2 protein-coding genes are annotated in these 2,292 nt (G+C 60.1%); both read left to right on the forward strand.

The features are described from left to right. On the forward strand, positions 1–935 hold a 935-nt coding region (locus tag M1B34_RS33410), incomplete at its 5' end, for a M10 family metallopeptidase C-terminal domain-containing protein (protein WP_268267404.1). 145 nt (positions 936–1,080) lie between these two features. Continuing rightward, positions 1,081–2,292: calcium-binding protein (locus M1B34_RS33415; RefSeq protein WP_268267405.1), on the forward strand; the 1,212-nt coding region annotated here is incomplete at its 3' end.

Genomic DNA, 2,292 nt, shown 5'->3' on the forward strand with positions numbered 1-2,292 from the left:
ACGCCGTGGTGCTGGCCAGCGGTGCCTTCAATCTGGTGGGTAATGCCCTGGACAACGTCCTGACCGGCAACGCCGGGAACAACCGCATCGATGGCGGGTTGGGGGCTGACCTGATGCAGGGCGGTGCCGGCAATGACACCTACATCATCGATAACGTCAACGACCAGGTGCTCGACAGCGGGGGCATCGACACCATCGAAACCAGTGTCAGCTACAGCCTCGACCTGCAGTCCGGTGTGGACAACCTGGTACTCACCGGCAGCGACGATATTTATGGCGAGGGCAACTTTCTGGCCAACATCATTACCGGCAACAGTGGCAACAATTTCCTGGATGGCTACGGCGGTGCCGATACCCTCAAGGGCGGTCTTGGGGATGATTACTACGTGGTGGACCTGACCACCAAGAACCAGCTGGAAGACCAGGTCATTGAGCTGGCGGGCCAAGGCATCGACAGCATTGAGGTCTATGGCGGCACCGCCGGCCTGGCAGCGGTGACGATCACCCTGGCTGCCAACTTGGAGAACCTCAACCTCAGTTCCACCGAAGCCGGGGTCAAGCTCAACCTGACCGGCAACGCCCTGAATAATGTCCTTATCGGCAATACCGCGCAGAATGTCTTCACCGGCGGGGCGGGGGCGGACACCTTCGTCTTCGACAACCTGGCGCAGTTGGGCACAGTCAGCGACAGCACCACCTGGGACACCATCAGCGACTTCAAATCAGGTATCGACCATATCGACCTGAGCGGGCTGGGCACCAGCTTCGAGCTCATCGCCAGCAACGCCGATTTCACCGGCGCCGGACAGCTCAAGCTACTGGGCGGGGTGTTATACGGCACGGTCGACGGCGGCGCAGCGGCGGACTTCGCCATCAAACTCACGGGAGTCAACAGCATTGCCTTGAGCGACATCTACTACTCGGTACCTGATTGACGGGTGTGAACGGGGGCGGTTGTTTCGCCGGGTCGGCGATCTTGCGCCCCAGTTTTCGGTCGGCAATTTTATGTCTGATTTGTTACCTTCTTGGCGCCGGGTGCTGCTGTCCCGGCCTTTCCAAGACAATAAACAGGTGACTTGAATGGCGACGGTGCAGGTATCTAGCAGCTTTGATTTCACGCAGGAGCAAGATTGGTACTGGGATGTACAGGCTGCCGAGGACACTTCGCTGACCATCGGCAACGGTTACCAGAGCCAGACCTTTATTGGGCGTCTCACCTATTGGGACGATGACAGCGTCACCGGCACGGTGACCAGCACCAGTCTCTCCGTGGGCGGCGTCTTGAAGTACACCGTCAGTGGCATTTCCGTGAGCGCTGCGGTGATGTCCAATTTCGCGCTGAGCGAGGGTGACACCCAGGCCACTTACGCCTATGTCCTGAAAGGCAACGACACCATCACCGGCAGCTCCGGCACTGATGTGCTGCTGGGTTATGCCGGCAATGACTGGATTGATGGCGGTTTGGGCGCCGATACGCTGGTAGGCGGTCAAGGTAATGACACCTACGTCGTCGATAACGTGGGCGATGGGGTGACCGAGCTGTTCAACGAAGGCATCGACACCGTCAGGGCTTCGGTCAATTACCGCCTGAGCGCCAACGTTGAGAACCTGGTGCTGACCGGTTCCGGGGCGATCAATGGCACGGGCAACGAACTGAAGAACAGCATCACCGGCAACGACCAGGACAACGTCCTCGATGGCGCCGCCGGGGTGGACAGCCTGGTGGGTGGCAAAGGCAACGACACCTACATCGTCGACCTGCTGACCAAGGGCACTGGCGCCAAGGCCACCCTGGCCCTGGAAGACAGCATCACCGAAAAAGCCGATGGGGGCGTTCAGGACGTGCTGCAACTGCGCATGAGTGACGCAGCCATCGCCAATTTCAGTGGCGCGGCAGCCGTGACCCTGGGTGCTAACCTGGAATGGCTGGACGCCCAGAATACCGGCAACCTGGCCATCACCCTGAACGGTAACGCCGTGAGCAACCGCATTATCGGCAACGCCGGCAATAACCTCCTCGACGGCAAGGCCGGCATCGACACCCTGATCGGTGGCGATGGCGACGACCTGTATATCCTCGACAATGCCGCCGAACTGGCCCTGGTCCAGGAAGAGGCAGGCGAGGGCAACGACACCTTGCAGGTCGGCTACAAGAACGCCTCCAGGACCGAAGCCCTGAGCATCGACCTCAGCGCCGGCAACTTGGTGAACTTCGAAAACGTTACCGTCACCGGTACGGGCTTGTTCAATCTCACCGGCAACAACCTGGGCAACACGCTGACCGGTAACGCG

It is taken from the genome of Pseudomonas morbosilactucae (genome assembly GCF_023241715.1).
GTDB lineage: Bacteria > Pseudomonadota > Gammaproteobacteria > Pseudomonadales > Pseudomonadaceae > Aquipseudomonas > Aquipseudomonas morbosilactucae.